Source organism: Chryseobacterium sp. AG844, assembly GCF_003182335.1.
In the GTDB taxonomy this organism is placed as follows: domain Bacteria; phylum Bacteroidota; class Bacteroidia; order Flavobacteriales; family Weeksellaceae; genus Chryseobacterium; species Chryseobacterium cupriresistens.
This window is the reverse complement of the sequence record NZ_QGTV01000020.1, coordinates 25983-46382: the sequence shown is the minus strand read 5'-3', so window position 1 is coordinate 46382 and position 20400 is coordinate 25983. Positions and strand designations below refer to the sequence as shown.

The following is a 20400-nucleotide window of genomic DNA, read 5'->3' as shown; positions in this document are numbered from 1 at the left end:
CCTGCTTCATTTTTCCTTGCGCGAACGCTTACTTTTTGAACTTTTTCTCTGTCCGCTTTCCAAAAATACAGATTTATTCACTTGAAAAAGAAAAATTTTGATTAATTCGGAGTTTTATCCGCCAACTTTTTTATTTCAATTGAAAAAATAAAATCATTTGTAAATTATTCAAAAAAAATATGCTGTAAATCTTCAGTTGTTTTGTTATTGGCGGTGTTGTAAATGTGGACTTGTGGGAAAAACTGTGGGTGGATTCAGCTTCGGATTTTTCCACAAATCCACATTCTTTTTCCCACTGCAAGTTGTTTTTCGTGATGTCTTTCAGAGGTTTTTCGGCTGAGATTTCATTCTGGGAACGCAGAGCGATGGAAGCGCAGTGGTTTCCACGAAGCAAAGGAAAGCATTTTACATAATCCCAAATTATAGGCACTGATGGACTTTGTGCGTAGTGATGCAAAGCGGAACGGAGAACAACGTTTTGGCGATGGACGTGCGTATAATTTTGATTATGTAATTTGCTGTGGCTTATTTGGGAGAGTTTGAGAGTTTTAACTGATGTATTTTTCAATTTCCTGTTTCAGATTTTCGAGTTCTGTCTGATTAAAATATTCCAGACTTCTTAAATATCTAAATCCTGCTTTATACTGAACTTCCCGTAAATTATATTGTTTCAGCCATAAATTAATCCTGCTGTTTCTAATGAGCTGTAAACTTTCAATATTAATCTGTTTTCGGATTTCTTTTGTGATACTGCTAAATTTTGTATTTTCTCCAATAATAAATAGTTTTTCGGTTTCTTTTATCGTCTTTGAGATTTGTAATAATTCTGTTCTTGTTTCTGTAATGTATTTGTAAAGCTCTAATATTTGTGATGCTTTGAGTGGTAAAATCCTTTCTTTTAGTCTGTTTTCGGTGGCTTTCGGAACTTTTATCATTCCTTTTTCTAAATCAATATTCTGTACCTGTAATGCTCTTAAACATCCTGAACTTAATCCCTGATAAATCATAAGTCCCAAAATAATCTGATTGCGTTTTCCAAATAAACTGAACTGTCCTTTTTTATATTTCTTTTCTCTAAATTCTTGCTCGATATTCTGTAATTCTTCTTCTGCTAAAAATCCTGTAATTAAAGGTCTTTTTGGTGTTTTTATCCTAAAATCTTTTAACGGATGATCTTTTCTTTTTCCTGTGATCTGTAAGTATTCAAAATACTGTTCTATGGTTCTGATCTGATTATTAACAGTAATTAATGTATATTTTTTCTGTTGTAACTCTACCATTTTTAATAATTCCTGAGTACCCAGTTTATCAAAATTCTGTTTTCGGGAACATAGATTTTTCCATAATATAATCTGCTTTTCTTTTTCTACGAGTGTTCTTTCTGCATAATGATACTGATCTTTCAGATATTTAATAAATCCATTCATCTAATCTTTTAATTTTTAAATCTCTAAATCTTTTAATCTAAATATGTGTGTATCTCTGTGTACTTTCTAAACTTCTGTGTCCTAAAAATCTACTGACTTTCTTTAGTTCCATTCCGTTTTTCAGTAAGTGGGTTGCTATACTGTGTCTTAATAAATGGGGGTAAATTCTTTTTGGTTGTTGGTTGCCGGTTGTTAGTTTTTGGTTGTTTGATGATATTTTTTTGATAATAAATTCTATTCCTGAAGGAGTTAGGTTTCCCTGTAATCCCTGTAAAAAACATTCTCCTTTTTCTTCTCTTATCTGTAAATATTCTGTGAATATTTCCAATGCTTTGCTGTGTATGGGAACTTCTCTCTGATAGCCTGTTTTGGTTTTTCTTATCAGGACTTTTGCATTTTCTAAATCTACGTCCTCTAATAACAGTTCTGCTGATTCTCCAGCTCTTAATCCTAAATAATACAGACAGCATATAACGGCTTTATCTCTTATATGTACAGCACTTTCGATAAGGCTTTGTACTTCTTCCGGACTGAGTATTTCTATGGGTAAATGATTTCTTTTTAAGAGTTTACAGATGATAAGATAGGTTTCTTCTTTCTGCTTAATTTCTTTTTGATAGTTTTTATAGAGTTTTAATGCGTACAGATGATTGTTGATGGTACTAATGCTTATTGTTTTCTCAGGATTGTTTTTGTGTTTTCTTTGCTTCAGATAGCTAATGTATTCTAATGATGGATTTCCTTTTTCTATGTAATGCAGATATTCATTAACCATAGACAGCATATTCCTGATATTCTTCTTCTGATAGTTCCGAAGTTCTAAATACTTTCTAAATTCTTCCATCTATGACTGATTTGCTTTTGTACTATTTTGGATTTTTCCGAACACTAACTAAATTTCCTGTATTTATCGGGTCATAACTGTACTTTAGTGTTCGTTTTGCTTCCGTTTGGTGTTCGCTTGTGTTCGGTAGCGTTCGATTTTAGTTGTTCCAACTGCTTTGTAAAAGCCTCTTTTAAATCTTTCCTAACCTTCTGAATATTATCGCTGTAAGAGATTCTATATTTAAATCCTTTGTTCGCAAAACCGATTTGTTTTAGATATTCTAACCGTACTAATTCATTGAGATAAAATTGTAACTGTGTCTTCTTAAATCCTGTAATCTCCATTGCATTAAACCTTGTAAAATGCTCTTCTTTAAAGGCTTTCTTTAGTTTCTCAAAAAACTGTCTCAGACTGCCGTCTAATTCATCTATTTTTAAAATGATACTCTCGAATAATATTTCTACAGCGTTCTCAATATCTTCAATCTCTGTAACCAAAAAATTGTTTTTAATTTCTCTCTGATATTGATTTAAAAAAGTTACCTGCTTAATTATAGCCTGAAACATTTCGTTTAAACGCCTTTTATTCTTTACATTATTAGGTAACTGTATCTGTGTTGCATAGGGATTTACAACCTCGTAATGTTTTAGATTTCTGACAATACTTTGCATCTGGCTTATGGCTTTTTGCTCTTGGCTCTTATCAATTTCTCCGGCATTTCTGCGGTTCTGATAATGGATGATTCTTTCTGTCTGTTCTTCGCTTTCATTCACTGCTACTATAAAACTACGGTTCATATTATCCTCATACGTTTCTCCTTTCGTTGTTGCAGACAAAGAACTAAATTGTCCTTTTACTATTTTATGGGAAGATTTATTATTTCCTTTTTTATCCTTGATGGTTACAGAACTTCTCAAAACCTGATTGCTTATAAATTCTCGTAATGCATAGAGTGCATCTTCTTTTAATCCGTCTAAATCTTCAATAATAATGATCTTCTGGAATAAATCGAACTCACCCCAATTGTATAAACTGGATTCTGTAATTCGGGTAAATCTCAGTACGTCTTCCTGTGGCATTAAGTCTGCAATTCTTGATATGATATGTGTTTTCCCGCTTCCTGAGCTTCCCTGTACAATTCCATGTAACGGACTTTTATTCAGGTAGCTTATTGTGATTAAAAAGAGTAGTAATCTGCTGTTTTCCTCACCGATTATTCCGGATTGTTCAATTAACTGATTCAGGTTTTTCAGAAGATCCTTTTGGCTTAAAAATTCGGTCGCGGACAAATTCGGGGATGTTTTCGGGGGTATGCTTTTGTTTTCCTCTGTAAAATCAACACTTTTTGTAGTCTTGCCAAGACTCGAACCCTTTTCTTTTTCATCTGAAAAAATAAATTTTCGCTTGTCCAATAATCCTAAAAATATAGTTTCATCATGCAACTGCAACGTTTCATTAACATCATTATTCGGCAATTCAACAAAAGAGATTTTAATTTTTGGATTATAGATTTTAAATTCTTTAGAATACTTTTCTACTGCGGTTTTTCCTGCATCGTCTTGGTCAAAACAAAAAATTATTTCTTTAGATTCTTCGCTGTGCTCGGAATGACACCAGTCTTTTATTGCCTGTAAAATCTCCTCGTTCAATCCATTGGTTCCAAAACAACTTATTAAGCTGTAATTGTCTCGTATTTCTTTGATTTGAAGTAAACTTGCACAATCGATGATCGCTTCTGTAAGAATGAGTTTGAGAGTTTGAGGGTTTGGGTAATGAGGATAAATTCCTTTTCGGTCTTTTAAGTAAAAATGTTTCGCTTTATCATCATTTAAAATGCTTCTTCCGTAAATGCTTACAATTTCATTGTCTTTGTTTTTCAAAGGAAAAATCAAACATTTATTGGCAAAAACCTGATAGCCTTTTTCTTTCGTCCTGTTGTTAATTAAGCCTTTATCTAACAGTAATCCTGTTTCTACTGAATATTTTAATAATTCTTCCGTTTTTCTTTCTCCGTGATGGAACTGACCAGAGTTGTAACCAATCTCTAAAATACTGTTGTCTAAACTTCTCTTCTCTAAATATTCTCTTGCGGGTTTACTGCTATGCAAAGCATTTTTAAAATAGGCGAACATCTTTCCTAAAAAATCTGTCCGCCATTCACCAGTACCTCTCTCTACATCTGCATTTTTATATTGACTTTGTGTTTCTGAAAAAGGAGCAGACTTCTTTCCTGAGAAATTGGTCTGCTCAAGGCTCTCCGCAGTACCTCTAATATTTTCTAAGAAGCTTTCCGCTTTCTTGATCGCTTCGTGTTTGGATATCTTCTCGTAATCTTCTATAAATTGGATAACATCTCCGGTTTTTCCACAACTGTGGCATTTGTAAAAGTTCTTTTCTAAGTTCACCTGAAGACTCGCTGTTTTATCTTCGTGCATAAAACATTTAAGCATTGAGTTTTTAGGTTGCAGGTTGTAATGCTTCAGGACTTCTGATAAACGTAACCGTTCTTTGATGGCGGAGATTTCCATTGATTTTAAAATTTCTAAAAATTTAACATTGTCAACTTTGTTTGGCAAATGTAAACATTACTTTTCTTTCAGACAACAAAAACACATTTCTTTTGTCAAACTATTTTATCTAAATTTGCTCATAATTGGTATTTTAACTTAATATTAGTCAAGTATGTTGAACATTGGAGAACGCATAACACAACTTCGTAAACAGTTTAATCTTTCGCAGGAAGATCTTGCCAAAAGGATTGAAGTTTCCAGAACAATCATCGGGAACTACGAACGTAATGCAAATACTCCCTCCATTGAAGTGCTAATGAAAATGGCAAAAACTTTTAATGTAACAGTTGATTATTTAATCGGTGAAGGTGAGATTTCTTCTTACGATAAAGAAGTAATGAAGCGCATTGAGGATATTGACAAACTCGATCCTGCAACCAAAGAACACCTGTTCTTTCTCGTGGACAACATTATCCAAAATTTTAAAACAAAACAGGCGTTTGCTAAATAACAAAACCCACCGCAATTGCGATGGGTTCTTTATTACTGCTCACGGATTACAAATCCGCAAGATTAGAGAACATTATTTTTTGAACTTCTTAATACACTGTTCAATAAATTGAGGTTGTGTAAATATCACTTTTTTGTCATTTACATACATAAATAATGAATCGTTTTTAACTGCATTGAGTTTTTTATCATGAACCTTTAAAAGAAAGATTGCCTGATAATTACCCGTTCTATCTTTTTTTGGTTCCAGATATCTTACACTTTCTCCAATTCTTATTTCGTGTTTGATACTGTCCTCTACTTTTTTATATTTTAATTCATTTGACTCAAAATCCTTTATAGTTTTAACATTTTCAAGCTCTTTTGTTAACTGTTGTTGTTGTTTATTTAAACGTATCAATTTCTGATTAGAATATTGCAATAAGAGGTCAGCTTCCTGCCATTCCATTAAAGTATCATATTTTATAAGCTGAATGGATTCTAAAGAAGAACCATCTTGTCTAAGTTCTTGTGTAATTTTTTTTTGGAGAGATTGTGTCAATTCTTCTTTAAAACTCTTGGTTTCATCTTTTTTACAAGAAAAAATAATAAATAAAATTACTATACAAATTATTTTAGCTTTCATATTATCTTGATTTCATTATTCTTCTTAATACAGAGTCTTTTTGATTATTACGTTTTATTTCATCAGCGCTAACTCTACTACTCACTGAGTCCCTTTGACTTCTGGATAGACCACTTAGATGAATATCCTGAGTTTTAACTCCGACACCGGTTATTCCGCCTCCAGATCCTCTATAAATATTAAGACCAACTGCCTGGGAACCATGATAACTAAGCGTATCGGGTTCTGCTGCTACAGCATTTGAAGAACTTTTTGTTGATCCCGCTGCTGAAACCGCTAAATCAATTAAAGACATTACATCCACCATAGTATTCATCAAACTTATTCCCTGATCCCCTCTGCTTAAACCATTATGTATTCCTCCAAAATAACCTCCCACATCTACCATTTTGTCTATATCTCCTCTGAAGAATGGATTGGTATCTTCACGAGGACCAGATCCTCCAAGATTTGAATAGAAGTCTCCACCCTCATTTCCTAAATGTGATAACCATTTCCCAAGATCAAAACCTGGTTTACTTGTAATGGTTGTTCCAATTAGTGTAGTTGCAGATTCTCCATTATTAAATGTTTGACCACCTGCTGTAAAAGAACCATCAGAGTTTAAATTAAATTCCTGAACTGTTTGTCCATTTTCAACACCGAGTACTCTAGTATTATTTATAGCTGTTAAGTTAGTATAGCCATCTAATTCAGCACTACCATCATGCCATTCAATGTTTTGAGTTAAATTATTTTGATACCAATCTTTTCCTTCTCTTCCATCCGGATCGATAAACATTATTGGATTATTAAATGCATAATTATACGGACTATGACGAGTCATTTTCTCCGCCAGCGGGTCGATTACTCCCCACCTTCCAATATCCGGCATATAGAATCTCGCCCCATAATCATACATACCAGTCTCTTGCAATTCCTTTCCATTGTACTTATACTTATATGATGGATTTCCAGTTAATACATTATACCCCTCATGCTTCAATCCAAAAGGATAGTAATTACTTTCTTCAATGATCTCTGTTCCTGCTCCATTTTTAGCATAGCTTAATCTTGTATTTCCAAGGTGGTCAGTATAATTATACACGTACTTTCCGGTTTCAACATTAAAATATCCTTCTGCGGTTGGGAAAAACTTTAATATCGAATTGGTATACTGAAAACCATCCAGATAATCGGTTGTTTCTGTTCCGAAAACCTTTTTTACCTTCACTCCGTCTGCTCTGTAAATATAATCCATTACTTTTGAGTTCTGGGTAATCTTTCGTGGTAAATTTAGATAATTATATTGAATGGAGGAAATTCCTTTATCCAATTGGGTCGTCATATTTCCGTTATCGTCATAGCCTATTTCATTTCCTCCTACAGGATATCCTAAACTGTTAAGATAGGCATCGGATACTTTGGTAAGCCTGTTTCCCGTGTAGCTGTAGATCAGATTATCGATCACCATGGCCTCAGTACTTCCCGGGAGAAGTCCCTGGGTTCTTACCAGATTCAGAATATTCCCGTTCAGGTCATAAGCAAAGAGTTCATTGTATTCTTTCCCGGAAGGATTGGTGTCTTTTTGATAGAAACCTGCTGTAAGCCTGTTCAACGGGTCATAAACATATCCGTATCTTCTCACATTATCATTCGCTCCTGTAGAGGTTTTCCAATCAACTTCAGCGATATTGCCGTTGTATTTCGGTTTTACTTTGTGGTTTGGGTAATTGGTATTGGGGACTTCCAGACCTTGTACTTCATTATATTTTATTTTATATCCAAACAGGTCATTTCCAAGGTTGGCAGGATCGTTAATCTGAGTCAGCCACCCACGGATATTGTATTTGTAGTCTATCTGCTGAAGCGGAGAAGAAGCCGTAACTCCTCCCACTTTTTTATTCGTAACCTGGGAAATTTCATTATAGGTATTCTGGGCCAGGATTTCTTCAGCATTATTATCAATCTTATGTTTATGGGTAACCAAGCGGTTCTGACTGTCATAATCAAAGGTTTCTGTGATGACCCTTTCGGTATCCGTACTCAGTCTCTTATGCCTTGTTACAGTCTGTTTCGTGATTCCTGCAAAATCCAGTTTGGATTCTGTTCTTGTATATCCTCCCAAATGATTCACAGAATGACTGCCAATAGCTCTTCCTTTCTGATCGTAATAGGTATAGTTCCTGGTCCAGTTGTCATCCTCAATATTCTTTACAAAACTCATTACAGGTAGTCCTTTGGTACTTCTTCCGTCAGCTGCAGGAGTTTCAGTCAATACAGGTTCTCCCTGAATTGTTGAAGGGAAGGCCGGATTAAAACTGTAAGCAGGATAAGAGTCGTAATAATTAACCGACAAAATACTTTCAGGGATAAAATAGACAGCCGTATAATAAATATTCATTCCATTTCTTACAATACCTGTAGAATGGCGCGCATCATAAATAACCAAATCCTTGATCTGATCCTGTATTGTCGCCCTACTGTCATTTGAACTGAATATTCCTGTATAGGCAACTCTTCCAAACTCGTCATACTTGGTCATCAGCCATTTTCCAGATCCTTTCATATTGGCATCCTGGGTAAGCATCAGCCTGTCGGCTTTATCATATACCATAAATTCCCAGCCTTTTCCGGGAAGCTTTTTTTCCACCAGTCTTCCCCTACCATCATAATGGTACTGATAGCATAAGGTATTGAGAAGATCATCCGTAATAGGCTTATGAACAGCCAGAGGAGGAATGACAAAAGCCAGCTGGTCATATTCATTGTAAACATAATAGGTATCCACATTTTCTGCAGGGCTCATGACTTTCCTTACCAACACAATCTGTCCTCTACCGTTTTTAAATTCTATGGTTTCATTGCCATCCTCATCTTTGACAGAGTTTTTATAAAGCTGGTTTGGGGCATAAACTGTGGCAGGTGATAAGCTCAATACACTTTTAGTAGCCCCATCTACCCAGCTTGTGCTCGTGGTAAACTGATAGACTTCATTCAATCCGTTGGTGTCATAGCTGAACTTTACAGATTTTCCGTTCCAGTCATTACCTACCTGTTTCTGTTCCAGAACCCTGTCCAATGGTGAGCTTTCCAAAACTTTTTCAGAATAGATCTTTTCATTACCATACGTGTTAGGATAAACACCCAAGGGTCCTGAATAATAGTTTCCATTGCTGGTAGAAAGCTGGGGAACAGGTAAATAATCTTTTACCTGTCTTCCGAAAGGATCATATTCTATATGAGTAACTACATCACGTCCCAGTGGTGATGCTTTGACATTCACTACCTGTTTTGGTCTTCCCAACCCGTCAAAATACTGTACGGTTTCTGAGGATTTGGTAGCAGATGTTCCATTATAATCCAGATACGTTTTGGACTGAATATAGTTTTCATTGCTTGAAATCGTGAAAAGCTGCGCATAGGTTATATTGGATAAGAGCAACGCTCCTATTGGTATTATCAATTTTTTCATCAGTTTTAGTTTTTATAGTTGTATTTCATTTCCTTCAACACTTTGCCGTTCACATCGATCACTTTCTGAAGTCTGTTAGCGGAATCATAAACATAGCTTTCTCTGATTCCGGATGGTGGTGTGATGGTTCTTACCCCAATTAATGGGTCATAAGTATAAGTGGTAATCTGATAGTTTGGCAAACTACTTCTGAAGGTATTTAGTACAGATAAAAATGAAGTTTCATCATTATTAGCTGCAGCAGAAGCATCTGTATTAGAAGCATTAATAATGGAATCCATTAAAGACTGCTGGATATCTGTTAATTTGGCTCCTTCTATTTTGGCAATGGGCTGGGTCTGGTTGTAACCCCAGATGATTACTGTAGAAAGGCCGTCCTTGGTAGTGTACTGCTGAAGATTCCCTTTGGAATCGTATTGATCGTAAGTAATTTCTGTGGTTTGGGTATTTTGCAAATCGGTAGACACAACAGAGCTTGGAAGTAAGTTCAACGGGTTATCATATTTCGTTTCTGTTTTAGAAATAATTTTTCCTGTATTATCATTTACATTGTGCTTTTTTACCACAGTTGTTTCCAAAGGAATTCCTATCATGTTAGCATTGATAAGCTTTTGATTGCTTTTTTCGTGAGCATAAGCGTAGGTGGTTTCTGTGATGGTATTATCGGCAAAAGCTGTTTTTTGTTTTATTGGATAATCTCTGGTATTATAGGTAATATCTTCAACTCTTTTCAAAGTCTTCCCATTAAAATATTCTGTAGTTTCAGAATGGATAGGATTTGCTTTTCCTACCACTTCGAGACTAACAAAAATTTTGGGATCTCTATAAAAATTACAACTTGGCATAGGAGTTACACCTCCATCTATGCACATTTGACGATAGTGATCATAACTTATAAATGCACCAGCCGTTGTAAATTCTTTGTAAGGTGAATCCGGATATTGAAATTTGATTCCTGTATATTTATAAACGGAACGAAGTTGATGTAAATTATCACTCACATATAAATCATTATCGGATACATCAACCTTTCTTTCTTTGACTAAAAGACCTCTTTTAAAATCAAAATTTGGATACGATATAAATGGAGGAGCATATGACGAAGGAAAAATAGCATTTGGAGTATCTTCAGGATACGTGTAGGTATAAATAGTTTGTCCTTTATCTAATTCTGAAACCAATACATTTTTATATCCGACATCTCCCCCCTGCGTTTTTTGAACAGGTATAAAATTGTCTGAGGAGAGTATGGTATATCTTTTATCAAAACTTACAGATCCTTCCGAACCAGTAAAAATATTACTGTAATCATAAGTATATTCGTGTAGCGGTTTCGGATAAATTAAAGCCCCTGAACTTTCCATACTGTTTTCTTTGTTATAGGCAAAGTTTACTGACTTTTCAGGCACTAAGCTATTTTCATCAACATAATAGTTGATATTCTTTATTCTGATACCACCTCCATTTACATATTGGGTAAGATTCGTGCTTTTCTTTTCTCTAAACTCCGCAGTTATTTTTACCTGACCATAATTAACATAACTGGTATTAGAAATAACTCGGAATGTTGTATAATAGTCACCTGCATCTAAATTTCTCATATGGGATACCGGAAAATCAGGATCCGGATCAACTGATGGTCCGATAACTGTAACGAGATTATACACACTCCCTACCTTTTTATAAATACTAAGCGTCCAGGTATTGTTTTTAATATCATAATTATCCTCAAGGTCCGGGAACCGGATCTCTATTCGGTGCGCATCGGACAGTGAGAAGAAATAATTCTTTACGTTTTGCTGGGATCCGCTATGCGTGGTCATATAGCTGTTGATATTCCAATTATCCGGATTATCATAAATATCAGCGCGTTCGGAACCTATAAATAAATAAGTATTGCTTTCAAAATCATATTTCTGTACTCCACCTGTCGGTAATTTGATACTTTCCAGGATATTATATTTCATACAGGCAGGAGACGGATTTCTGGCTGAAAGAACATTATCGGTAGGTTTAATACAATTGAACCAACCCCAGTGATCTATATTCAGCTTTGAAGATGATAAGGGTATATTACTTGTATACTTCAATTCATAATCATATTTTTTCTGTTGTGAAGCATCAAAAACACTTATATTATCGAGCTTTAAACGATATTCCTGTTTATCTTGTAAATTAAAACTGAAATTGGAATAATTAAATTTATAGGTATCCATAATATTCCCCGCAGGGTTCAGTACCTGAATATAGTCAAGTTTACTCAATTGGCTGGGAGTACTATAATTGGTATCTATTCTGTTCTGTAAATAGGAAAGGTTAATTTTACCACGCCCTACTACTTCTATATCTTTCAACAATCTTGTTTGAGAATTGATTGTATTAGTAGAAAACTCCTGTGTAGCTGGGATTACATTTCCAAAATTATGTGGAAAAGAATAAGAATTTTCGATCGGAGTTGAACTGCTCCTTGTAATACTGGAATTGATTGTAAAAAAAACCGGGCTTAACGGATAGTAATTAAACTTTATCAACGTATCTCCCAGTACATCCTGAACCTCACCCAGGTGGAAAGCGGATGTAACCGTTCCAATATTATACATATTATCATTAATATACCCATTAAACCCTATTTTATGGCTATAGGATGTAATTGCCGAACTTTCTGTAACATTGAAAATATATTTATTTCCCAATTCATCAATAATAGTAAAGCTACTAACGTCATATGTTTTATTCGGGTTTAGCGAGCTAATTTCAATCTTAAGGTTGTTTTCGTCAAGCTTTTGAACATACAACTGATTGCTCGAATTTTTTTTAATAATGAATCTACCACTAAAACCCATGAAATTATATTGGTACAGGTCATATTCCGTATCAAATAAATTCAGATAACAAGCTTTATATGCAAAATTTAAAAAGCTATTAAAGGTTGGAGACACGAGAATAGGAACATATGTGTCTGCCATTTCAAGAGAATCCAGAAATTTTCTTGTAAGATTCGTTTCAGAACCGGGAGAAAATTCATCATAATAAATTCCAGTTTTTGCCGACTGATGTGAATTTTGAATGACAATATCCCCATCTGGTCCATTAATAACTGTTCGAGAAATAGACCCTCCTGCAAACAAGCTCCAGCCCAGCCCTACTTCTGAAGATTTATCCTCAGGTTTTGCAGTATTCGGATGATAATTTAATGATAAATTAACTTTTATATTAGGAGATTTTGTGGATATGCTTGTAATAGGAATTTTAATATCAGGAATTCCTGTATAATTATTGACAGGTGTTTCTTCAAATTTCATCAAATTATTCACAGCCGGAGAAGCTGGATACATTTGATTGATATTATCCATTGGCTTACTTACTGAAGAACCTGTAGATTGTGAAAAATAAAAGTCAGAAAATAGAAGAAGTAAAATCCTAAATATTATATATGTTTTTCTCATTATTTCTTTATCAATTTAGCATTCGCCGTTTTATTCGTATCAGTTTTTATCGTCACCAGATAAGCTCCCTGCACCAAAGGCTGGGTATTGATCTTAGTCACTTTATTTTTAGTTGTAATACTTTGAAGCTGTCTTCCACTCATATCATATAAGAGAATTTCTGCATCCTTAAAATCAAAACCTATTTCCACGTAAGCATAATCCGAAACTGGGTTCGGATAGATTTTGATATCATATTTTTCAATCCGCTGATCAACCTGTTTATCTCCCAGTTTCACGATTTTCCAGTTTTCTTTGCCCAATTCTTCTGCGCTGGTTCCGGCCAGAACAATTGATCCGTCTCTGTTTAGTTTTAAATCGGAAAGCCTTTCTTCTTTCTTTCTGGATTCTCCTTTGACATGTTTTCTCCACTGCTCATTTCCGTCTTGGTCCAGATATAGCATCCAGAAGGTCTCATCATCAGTTTCTACTCTTCCTTCTGCCTGTGTATAACCTCCTAACAGAATGCCTTTAGACTTCCCGCTTCCATCTTCCTGCTTCCCGCTTATTACACTCATTCCCATCAGGATATCACGGTTCTTGAAATTATAGGATTTTTGCCACTGTTCATCACCTCTTTCGTTTAAAGAAATCAGCCAAAGGTCAGTTCCTTCTTCCAATCCAACCGTTTTATTACCTGATCTCTCTGATCTGGATTCTCCACCAATGATAAAGCCATTTGAAGTTAATGCCAATGCTCTGATATGATCATCGCCTTTTCCACCGAAATTCTTTTCCCATTCTACTTTTCCGTTTTTGTCCAGCTTGACAATCCAATAGTCACCCTCACCAAAATTGTCTGTTGATTTTGCAATTCGGGATACGGGAGTCGGGTTTTGAATGTTTGATGCAGAACCCGCATCCCGCATCCCGGAACCTTTGTCAGATCCCGAAACACGAACATCGGAACTCCTCGAATACATTCCCAGTAATGTCCCACCGTCTTTCGTTGGAATCATCTTTTCTACTTCATCCAAACCTTTTCCTCCTAAGATCAATTGTGAAAGTTCTTTTCCGTCTTTGTCTAATTTTGTGATCAAAACATCTTTAGATCCATAACCTTTTGCAGCGTTCTGTACGTTACCGGCCACAAAGAATCCTAAATCTGTCGTTTGGATAACAGCTCTGGCTTCTTCATCGGAAGAACTTCCTAACGTTTTCTGCCATAGTTCATCTCCAAATTCATTGATTCTGATCAGCCAGATATCTGAGCCTCCTTTGGAATCTTCTTTTTTATCCAGTCCTTTTCCTGAATAAGAAGTTCCGGCTAAGAGAAATCCACCATCCTGCGTGGTAACAGTAGCAGACAGATAATCGTGGTTTTGTCCTGAGAAATATTTCTCCCATGATTCTTTCCCTTGCTGGTCAAGTTTAATTAAGTGAAAATCGTAGCCGTTATTCTGCTTTTGGCCGCTGGCTGCTGGCGACTGGCTTTTAGACTGTATAGAGCTTCCCGAGATCAGGTATTGCTGATCAATGGTTGTGGTGACCTGGCTTAGAAAATCCTGGGTAGAAGATTGTATATCTTTCTGCCATATCACTTCCTGAGCAGATACACCCAGGGCTGTGCATAAAGTAAATGCACCGAAGTAGAATTTTTTCATCCTATGTTTTTTTGAGTTAGTAATTAGTTTCTTAAAACTTCGCGAATTTAACACTTTTTAAGATATGGAAATCATTTTTGTGTGGTATCCTGTAAATCATACTATTTCTAATTATATTCTCTCTATTTATACCAGTTTTTATTTTATTATGATGTAAAAATATCTATCCGCAACGTCAAAACATGTCGTATTAAACCAAATTGATTTTAATTATTGACATAAAAAAACCACCCTTGCGAGTGGTCTGTTATTTCTGGTTTTATTTTACTTATAAATGACTTCATCATTCTTCTTGATCTGATAGCTTTTTTTATAGGGAGTTAAAACATAGCTGTCTTTCACATGAGCTCCGCTTTTCCATATTTTTGCTTTTCCCTGCTTATCCAAAATAATGCTTTTTGCAGCTCCATCCGGAATAAATACTTCGGCTTTAGTCATGCTTTTATTAAAAATAACTGCCGTCATTGAAGTATAGCTTTTGTCTGAATTTACTTCTTTGAGTTTTATTTTCTGATTGAAAGTCTGTATACAATTATTTCTTAATTGTGAATATGTATATCCTGCTGAACCAATACAACCGTGCACATCTCTGTCGCCTCCCAGAACAGGAGTACTTTTTTGCGCAAAAACGAATGAACCAAGGAACATGGCACTGAGTAAAATTATTTTTTTCATAGGTAAAATTTTTGTTTTCTGATGGATTAAAAATATCCCAAAAATGTGATATTAATTAATTTCTCTAAGGTACAAAAAAAACCACTCTTGCGAGCGGTTTTTCTTTTTAAAACCGGATCTTACTGATAGATCACGATATTATCCTTTTTAAGCTGGTATCCGTGCTTTTTGTAAGGAACCAATACATAACCATCCTTTTTCCATGCTTTGGCTTTACCTCCTGCTCTGGTAAGGATGATGCTTCTTTCACCGGCATCTTTTACAAAAACCTCAGCTTGTTTCATGTCTTTACTGAAAATAACTGCAGCTATTGAAGTATAGCTGTCTTTCGGAGCTACTTCTGTTAACTTGATTTTCTGTTCAAACGTTCTTATACAGTCTTTCTTAATTTGAGAATAAGTATATCCTGCAGAACCAATACATCCGTGTGCATCTTTGTCTCCACCTTTTATTGTTCCTTTTTGTGCAAATAGTAAAGAACCCAGGAACATTGTGCTTAATAAAATTGTTTTTTTCATGTCGATTTGTATACTAATAATTACCCGAGGTATTATTAAAAATCATGCCAAAAAAAACATCATAACACAATCCGGTGACTTACTTACTTAGTCCAGTTAATCTTTGAATGCTGAACATTGTCAGAACTGGTTCCGATCATAATATCAAATTCACCTGATTCCCAGTCATATTTCAAATCTCCGTTATAGAACTTAAGGCTTTCAGGAGTGATATCAAAAGTTACTTTTTTAGATTCTCCTTTTTTCAGAAATACTTTCTGGAAGCCTTTTAATTCTTTTACCGGTCTTGTAATACTTCCCACCATATCTCTGATATACAACTGAACAACCTCAGCTCCGTCATAATTTCCTGTATTTGTTACAGTAACGGATGCCTGAACCGTCTGATTTCCTTTCGCGGTAGCAGTGGAAACTGCCATATCAGAATAATTGAATTTGGTGTAGCTTAATCCATATCCGAAAGCATATAAAGGAGTATTACACTCGTCCATATAGTTCGAACGGAATCTTTCATAAGTACATTTGTCTACTTTATCCTGACTCAGCGGGCGGCCTGTATTTTTAGCATTATAATAGATTGGTACTTGTCCAAGGCTTCTTGGGAAAGTCATTGGAAGTTTTCCCGACGGGTTTACTTTTCCGAACAGAACATCTGCAATGGCATTTCCTGCTTCAGATCCTGCAAACCAGGCATTCAATATAGAATCCGGAGTGTCTTTTACATTGGTTAAAGCTAAAGGACGACCTGTGAAAAGAACCATTGCAATTGGTTTTCCCGTCTTCTTTAACTCGTTTAGCAGATCAACCTGAGACTGAGGAATGGTAATTTCTGTTCTTGAAGAAGATTCTCCACTCATTTCAGCAGATTCTCCGATAGCCAGAACAATCACATCTGCTTTGTTGGCTACCTCTACAGCTTCTTTTAACAATTCTTCTTTCGAGCGGTTGTCTCTGTCTGTTTTTTTACCATGAGCTGCATAGATTTCTTCTAATTTGGCATCGTAATCTATATTGGCTCCTTTTGCTGATAAAAACTTAACTTCTTTTCCATAGTTTGACTGTAATCCCTGCATCAAAGAAACTGAAGCAGCATGTTTTGTCGCAACACTCCATGTTCCGGCCATATTCATTGAGTTATTCACCAATGGGCCGATTACAGCCACTGTTCCTGATTTCTTTAAAGGCAATACCTGATTGTCATTTTTCAATAACACCATAGATTGAGCAGCTGTATTTCTTGCTATATTACGGTTTTCCATATTATAGACTTCTTTTGCCGCTAACTTCGCATCTCCATGCTTGTATGGATTATCAAATAAACCAAGATCGTATTTTGCTTCAAGAATTCTTCTTGCTGCCATATCAATTTCAGCTTGTGTAACTTTTCCTTCCTGAAGGGATTTTTTTAAAGTTGTTAAAAAACCTTCTCCCACCATATCCATATCAACTCCAGCTTTTAAAGCCAAAGCAGATACCTGCTGAAGATCTCCCATACCGTGGTCTACCATTTCATTAATACCGGTATAGTCTGTTACTACAAATCCTTTAAATTTCCATAGATTTCTTAATACTTCCGTCTGAAGCCATCTGTTTCCTGTCGCCGGTACTCCGTCCACTTCATTGAAAGAGGCCATTACAGAAGCCACACCAGCATCTACTGCGGCTTTGTAAGGTGGAAAATATTCATTAAACATTCTTACATGGCTCATGTCAACCGTATTGTAATCTCTTCCGGATTCACCTGCTCCATATAGCGCAAAGTGTTTTACACATGCTAAAATATTGGTTCCGTTGGCCAGGTCTTTCCCCTGATAGCCATACACCATATTTTTAGAAATTTCACTTCCTAAATATGGGTCTTCACCAGAACCTTCTGATACTCTACCCCATCTTGGCTCGCGGGAAATATCTACCATAGGAGAGAATGTCCAGTTGATCCCATCAGAAGCAGCTTCTCTCGCAGCTACTTTTGCAGATTGCTGGATAAGATTCATATCCCATGAAGCAGCCAGTCCTAAAGGAATCGGGAAAGTAGTTTCATAGCCGTGAATAACATCCATCCCGAAAATCATAGGAATCTTCAGACGGCTTTTTTCTACAGCCACTTTCTGAACAGCCTTGATCTTATCTGCTCCTTTTATATTGAATAATCCGCCAACTAATCCCTGCTCTACTTTCTTTCCGATATCAGAGCTCTGTGCCTGTCCTGTAGTGAAATCTCCGGAAGTCGGAAGGTTCATCTGGCCAATTTTTTCATCCAATGTCATTTTAGATAAAAGATTGTCTACAAAAGCTTTCTTCTTAGCCTGATACTGAGCTGTCTGGTAAGACTGAACGGGCTTCGTTACCATTTCCTGTGCGGAAAATACAGGTGCCAATGCTAAAGTGGCAATTACAATTAACTTTTTCATAAATCTATCTTCTTAAATTATTGTTTTATATTTTTTGCTTTAATTTGATGGGTTTATTTTTCAATCATTGTGTATTTTGGGATTATTTTTCTTTCTTTTTAGACAGCATCCATTCATACAGAGCTGGATTTGAGTATGCCGAATCCCATGAGTTATGATTATCATTCGGGAAGATAACCAATTCTGCTGAAGGATTTACAGGATGCAGCTTCTGATAAAAATTAAAAGCATTGGCAGGTAGTACAATATCGTCCATTCCGCCATGGAAAATTTTCATGTTCAGATCTTTAAACCGATGAATATTAGCGGTCATTACCTGATCTGTAGGGGCACAAACTGAAGCCACTGCAGCAAACATTTCCGGATGCTCCATGGCCAGCTTTAAGGTTCCCCATCCTCCCATAGAAAGTCCTGTAAGATAAATACGGGAAGCATCAATTTTATATTTCTTCTGAATTTCCTTGATCAGATGATATACGGTAACCGTATCCCACCATGTTCCTTCCGGGCATTGGGGTGCGAGAACAGCTACAGGTTCTTTGATCAGGTTTTTATAGGTAAACGGGCTATGTGCCTTTACCAGATCAAGATTAGCTCCACGCTCTCCTGAACCATGAAGGAAAACTATTAGTGGTACATTTCCTTTAACATTCTGCGGATAATCCAGAATGTAAGACATTTTTTCCTGTCTTCTAATTTCTTTATTGAGTTCTCCTTTTATCTCCTGCGCATTCATTGGTATTGAAAACGGCAGCAGTAAAAGAGGAATATGTTTCAGTTTTAGTTTCATATTGTTATTTAGGTTTTGGCTAAAGCCAGCGGATTTGATTTTTTTTATGTAAACGGATTCCCTTCGACTAAGCTCAGGATAATGGCCCGTTCCTATTAATTTATTTGAGTCCATATTTGGCTGACCGGAAGCTTAGTTTTTTTAATCCCTGCTGAATTTCAGGAGCATTCATAAACAGTTTCCAAAGGAATCCTGATCTGTAATTTTCAATCATGGGTGCTATCGTTCCCTGATCTATCGCCAGATATCTTGGGGTAAACCAATTATTATAATTAATGGAGGTAGCATCATAAGGTCCCGCAGATCCTATGAATTCAGGTTTTTGGGTATACATGAATCTCAGGAAAGCCATTGATTCTTTTGGTGTATAGGGAAAACTGCTCAAGGCAGCTGTAGGAGTAATCACTCCATTATCATTGCCAGGCATGTGAGCGGTATATCCTGTGCTTCCGTCCTCATTTCTGGTATATCCGGCTGTAAGCCCCCAATAGTTGGGGCCATACCCTTTCCATTGTTTTGGATTTTCAACACAGTATTTGTAATCGATAAGGGTTTGATTTTTATTGATGTCAAAGTAGTTTTTGACAAGCTTATCGGATAATCCCGTAGGATCAAGCCCGATATATGAATATTGTGCCCAGAAAAGCGGGCCGCCGTATTCTTCGGCATAGTTGTGTTTTACATACAGAGGTAGTCCGTATTTTGTTTTATCTGTAAGGTAAGTTCCGTTTCTGGTCCAGCCTTTATAGTAGGTTTCTGCATCAATGGAATAAGTCGGTGAAGATGCTGCTAAAATATAAGTGATCAGGCATTCATTATATCCCTCAAGAGGAAAATTCATTTCCCATTGATAATCCGGTGACCAGTGCCAGTAAAGGACTTTCTGTCCTCCTTTGGTATACCAGTTCCATTGGATTCCTTTCCACAGTTCATCACATTTTGCTGCCAGTTTTTTTTCTTCTGCATTTCCGTTTTTAAAGTATTCACGAACCATCAGTATTCCTGAGGTAAGGAAAGCGGTTTCCACAAGGTCACCTCCATTATCTTTTTTCCCGAATGGTACGGTTTTTCCGGTTTCCCCATTGATCCAATGTGACCATGCTCCTTTATGGCGGTCTGCTTTAGCCAGAAAATCCATGATATGAGTAAGCCTTTTCACCGCTTCTTTTCTTGGAACAAATCCTCTTTCTACCCCTACCAGAATAGTTGCCAACCCGAAGCCTGAGCCTCCTGTCGTGATCACGTGCTTATCGTTATCCGGATAGATATTGTCTTCATGGTAGCGCTCTCTTCCCAGCATTGAGTTAGGTTCTGCATAGTCCCAGAAGTACTTTAAAGCATCTTTCTGCACTCTGTCCATCAGTTGTTCATCCGTGATATTGCTTTTTACCGCTTCAGTTTTTCCGGTCTCCTGTTTGGCAACGGGTGCATTTTTACAGGAATACACAAAGAATAATGAAGTAATAGCTATTGATAATACGTTCCTTTTCATGAGATCTCTTTTTTAGGGTTTCTTACTAAAAGAAGAGGAGAACTTTCATTCTCCTCTAAAGTTTTTATTGATT

14 protein-coding genes are annotated in these 20400 nt (G+C 36.1%); 1 reads left to right on the top strand and 13 read right to left on the bottom strand.

Translation table 11 applies throughout. The features are described 5' to 3' along the window. Nucleotides 1-130: 130 nt before the first annotated feature. From DEU40_RS17580 to DEU40_RS17565, 4 genes are all read right to left on the bottom strand, one after another. Nucleotides 131-568, bottom strand: a complete 438-nt coding sequence (locus tag DEU40_RS17580; RefSeq protein WP_146207872.1) for a hypothetical protein — start codon at nt 566-568, stop codon at nt 131-133. Then, nucleotides 549-1427 carry a tyrosine-type recombinase/integrase gene (locus tag DEU40_RS17575; RefSeq protein WP_110011049.1) on the bottom strand — a complete coding sequence of 293 codons (879 nt, stop codon included), beginning with the start codon at nt 1425-1427 and terminating at the stop codon, nt 549-551. The genes DEU40_RS17580 and DEU40_RS17575 overlap by 20 nt, the downstream gene beginning before the upstream one ends. Nucleotides 1428-1464: 37 nt before the next feature. Further along, nucleotides 1465-2271, bottom strand: coding sequence for a tyrosine-type recombinase/integrase (locus tag DEU40_RS17570; protein WP_110011048.1), 807 nt, complete (start codon nt 2269-2271; stop codon nt 1465-1467). A gap of 71 nt (nt 2272-2342) precedes the next feature. Further along, a complete protein-coding gene (locus DEU40_RS17565; RefSeq protein WP_110011047.1) occupies nt 2343-4781 on the bottom strand; it encodes a CHC2 zinc finger domain-containing protein in 2439 nt (812 codons plus the stop codon). Nucleotides 4782-4935: 154 nt separating this feature from the next. Between DEU40_RS17565 and DEU40_RS17560 the strand changes: the two genes are divergently transcribed. Then, entirely contained in the window at nt 4936-5274 is a 339-nt protein-coding gene (locus tag DEU40_RS17560) for a helix-turn-helix domain-containing protein (protein ID WP_110011046.1), read from the top strand. A gap of 72 nt (nt 5275-5346) precedes the next feature. Here DEU40_RS17560 and DEU40_RS17555 read toward each other — a convergent pair whose 3' ends face one another. From DEU40_RS17555 to DEU40_RS17515, 9 genes are all read right to left on the bottom strand, one after another. Then, on the bottom strand, nt 5347-5898 hold the full coding sequence (locus tag DEU40_RS17555; protein WP_110011045.1) for a hypothetical protein: 552 nt from the start codon (nt 5896-5898) through the stop codon (nt 5347-5349). 1 nt (nt 5899) lies between these two features. Next, on the bottom strand, nt 5900-9352 hold the full coding sequence (locus tag DEU40_RS17550; RefSeq protein WP_110011044.1) for a DUF6443 domain-containing protein: 3453 nt from the start codon (nt 9350-9352) through the stop codon (nt 5900-5902). Nucleotides 9353-9357: 5 nt separating this feature from the next. Next, on the bottom strand, nt 9358-12687 hold the full coding sequence (locus DEU40_RS17545; protein WP_181397997.1) for a hypothetical protein: 3330 nt from the start codon (nt 12685-12687) through the stop codon (nt 9358-9360). Between the two features lie 110 nt (nt 12688-12797). After that, nucleotides 12798-14441, bottom strand: a complete 1644-nt coding sequence (locus DEU40_RS17540; protein WP_110011042.1) for a T9SS type A sorting domain-containing protein — start codon at nt 14439-14441, stop codon at nt 12798-12800. Nucleotides 14442-14705: 264 nt separating this feature from the next. Continuing rightward, nucleotides 14706-15116 (bottom strand): hypothetical protein, encoded by a 411-nt coding sequence (locus DEU40_RS17535; RefSeq protein ID WP_110011041.1) that lies wholly within the window; start codon nt 15114-15116, stop codon nt 14706-14708. 119 nt (nt 15117-15235) lie between these two features. Next, entirely contained in the window at nt 15236-15634 is a 399-nt protein-coding gene (locus tag DEU40_RS17530; protein WP_110011040.1) for a hypothetical protein, read from the bottom strand. An 83-nt stretch (nt 15635-15717) separates the two neighbouring features. Next, on the bottom strand, nt 15718-18045 hold the full coding sequence (gene bglX, locus DEU40_RS17525) for a beta-glucosidase BglX (RefSeq protein WP_110011039.1): 2328 nt from the start codon (nt 18043-18045) through the stop codon (nt 15718-15720). Nucleotides 18046-18127: 82 nt separating this feature from the next. After that, nucleotides 18128-18835: a prolyl oligopeptidase family serine peptidase gene (locus tag DEU40_RS17520; RefSeq protein WP_110011038.1), complete on the bottom strand. Its 708-nt coding sequence runs from the start codon at nt 18833-18835 to the stop codon at nt 18128-18130. Between the two features lie 100 nt (nt 18836-18935). Then, a complete protein-coding gene (locus DEU40_RS17515; protein WP_110011037.1) occupies nt 18936-20327 on the bottom strand; it encodes a glucoamylase family protein in 1392 nt (463 codons plus the stop codon). Nucleotides 20328-20400 lie beyond the last annotated feature (73 nt).